At 67.3% G+C, this 2,529-nt stretch carries 4 protein-coding genes; 3 read left to right on the forward strand and 1 reads right to left on the reverse strand.

What is annotated here, in order from left to right; genetic code table 11:
* The 3 genes from AC1DYX_RS30310 to AC1DYX_RS30320 form a co-directional block, all read left to right on the forward strand.
* Window positions 1-841, forward strand: an 841-nt coding sequence (locus AC1DYX_RS30310; protein WP_477265804.1) for an N-acetylmuramoyl-L-alanine amidase family protein, incomplete at its 5' end; no start/stop codon positions are given.
* A 153-nt stretch (window positions 842-994) separates the two neighbouring features.
* Window positions 995-1,813: a D-hexose-6-phosphate mutarotase gene (locus tag AC1DYX_RS30315; protein WP_477265806.1), complete on the forward strand. Its 819-nt coding sequence runs from the start codon at window positions 995-997 to the stop codon at window positions 1,811-1,813.
* Between the two features lie 122 nt (window positions 1,814-1,935).
* On the forward strand, window positions 1,936-2,175 hold the full coding sequence (locus AC1DYX_RS30320) for a hypothetical protein (protein WP_477265808.1): 240 nt from the start codon (window positions 1,936-1,938) through the stop codon (window positions 2,173-2,175).
* 3 nt (window positions 2,176-2,178) lie between these two features.
* Here the strand turns inward: AC1DYX_RS30320 and AC1DYX_RS30325 are convergent.
* A partial coding sequence (locus tag AC1DYX_RS30325; RefSeq protein ID WP_477265810.1) for a carbonic anhydrase family protein occupies window positions 2,179-2,529 on the reverse strand: 351 nt, incomplete at its 5' end.

Genomic DNA, 2,529 nt, shown 5'->3' on the forward strand with positions numbered 1-2,529 from the left:
CGCCATCGCCAAGCTGGAGGCGGACGCGGCCCGCGCCGGATCGACGCCGGCGCAGCCGCAGCCGACGACGCCGCAACCGGCCCAGACCGCCCCTGCCACGCCGGGCAAGGCGGCGCCGGGGCAGAAGGTGATGCGCATGGTGACCATCGCGCTCGACCCCGGCCACGGCGGCGAGGACCCGGGCGCCACCGGCACCACGGGCGTGCACGAGAAGGACATCGTGCTGTCGGTCGCCAAGCGCCTGAAGGCCAAGCTGGAAGAATTGCCGAACACGCGCGTGATGCTGACGCGCGACGCCGACTTCTTCGTGCCCCTGGGCCAGCGCGTGGAAAAGGCGAGAAAGGTCCAGGCCGACCTGTTCGTGTCGATCCACGCCGACGCCTTCGTCGAACCGACGGCGCGCGGCTCGTCCGTGTTCGTGCTGTCGGAAAAAGGCGCCAGCTCGAGCGCCGCACGCTGGCTGGCGGCCGACCAGAACAAGGCCGACCTGATTGGCGGCGTCAACCTCGCCACGCACGACAAGCAGCTCGCGAGCGTGCTGTTCGACCTGTCGACGACGGCCCAGATCAACGACAGCATGAAGCTCGGCAAAGCCGTGCTGACGGAAATCGGCGGCATCAACCGCCTGCACCGCGGCGTCGTCGAACAGGCCGGCTTCGCCGTGCTGAAGGCGCCGGACATCCCCTCGATCCTCGTCGAGACCGCGTTCATCTCCAACCCGGACGAGGAAGCGCGCCTGAAGGACGATGCTTACCAGAACCAGCTGGCCGACGCGATCACGAAAGGCATCAGGCGCTACTTCGCGTACAATCCGCCGCTGGCAAAGAGCCGCATGACCTAGAGCCTATCCCGTAGGGTGGGCACGCCGTGCCCACGCGTAACGTATGCAGCCCGCAAGCGCCAGCGGGGGCTCGGGGAGCCCACCCTACCAGTTCATGCCCGACCGGGATAGGCTCTTAATGGACGCCTGCGCGCGTCCCTGAGGAGGACTTACGTGAACGCATCGACCACCCAATTCGGGCAATTGCCCGCCCTGCAGCTGCGCGCGCCGGACGGCGCCGAAGCCATCATCACCCTGTACGGCGCCCACCTCGTGTCGTGGAAAGCCGTGACCACGGCCGGCACGCCGGCCCAGGAACGCCTGTTCCTCAGCAGCCTGTCGGCGCTGGACGGCAAGAAGGCGATCCGCGGCGGCGTCCCCGTCATCTTTCCCCAGTTCGCCGAGCGCGGCAACGGCATGCGCCATGGCTTCGCGCGCGTCTCGACCTGGCGCGTGCTCGACCAGGGCGAGCAGGATGGCGCCGCCTTCGCCGTGCTGGCGCTGAGCCAGGCCGACTTACCGCAGCAGTTGGCGGCCGCCTGGCCGTACGCCTTCGAACTGCTGCTGCGCGTGGCCGTGCGCGGCGCCGCGCTGGACATGTCCCTGGACGTGCGCAACACGGGCACGCAAGCCTTCCCGTTCGCCGCCGCGCTGCATACGTACCACCTCGTCGACGACGTGGAGGCCGTGCGCATCGATGGCGTGCAGGCCGACACGCTGGCCATCACCGACAAGCTCGACCAGGTCTTCGAGCGCATCGCGGGCGCGATCGCGTTCGACACGGGTGCCGACAAGGTGACGCTGGAACAGACGGGCTTCGGCGACGCCGTCGTATGGAACCCGGGCGCGGCCGACGCGGCGGCACTGTCCGACATGGAAGACGAGGAATACCGCCGCTTCGTGTGCATCGAACCGGCCCTGCTGGGACCGCAGCAACTGGAGCCGGGCGGGACCTGGCGCGGGACCTATCGGGTCGTCGTGCAGGCAGGTTGACGCCGCTACGGTCTGGACACGACAACGCCGGCACTTGCCGGCGTTTCATTTTGTAGCAAAAAAGGTGGGAAACCACTCGCCAGGCGGCCTAGACTACAAACTCGGATACAGGAGGTGTTGCGATGGATTCCACCAAAATTCGCCTGGTGAAACGCCTGGCACTTGCGCTGGCGGCAGGTGGCGCCTTGTCGGGCTGCGTCTACGCACCCCCTTATGGGGCCTACGACGCGCCCTATGGATACGGCTACGGTCCCACTTATGTCGGACCGCCGGTCTCGCTCGATCTCAACTACTCCGAGTACAGGTACCGTGGCGACCGCGGCTGGCGCGACGGCCGCCGCGGCTGGCGCGACCGGCATTGACGCTCAGTTCGACTCTTTGATCATGCGTCCCGCGGTCGATTGCACCGGCCGCGCATTCAGCGGATACAAGCGTGAAAACAAGGCCATCTGCGCCGGCGACGCCTGCATCGGCTGCTTGAACACCATCCACAGCACACCTTCCGTGCACGGCGGTTCCGTCAGCGACCCCATGTAGGTGAAATATTCGCGCCGCTCCGGCAGCGCGTCGGACGGGTCGATCACGATGGACGGCGACACGACGTCCTGCTTTTCCAGCGGCAAGTTATCCCAGATGGTCTGCATCAGCCGGTGCGACTGGCCGCGTTCCAGCAGCACGGCAATGATCGCGACCTTGCCCTCGGCACTCCTGTGCAC

The sequence above is a fragment of the Massilia sp. P2_C2 genome (genome assembly GCF_056404615.1).

Bases quoted from the DNA above. Each gene is read 5' to 3' on its own strand.
- AC1DYX_RS30320 (WP_477265808.1), top strand. From the start codon at position 1,936: ATGGATTCCACCAAAATTCGCCTGGTGAAACGCCTGGCACTTGCGCTG.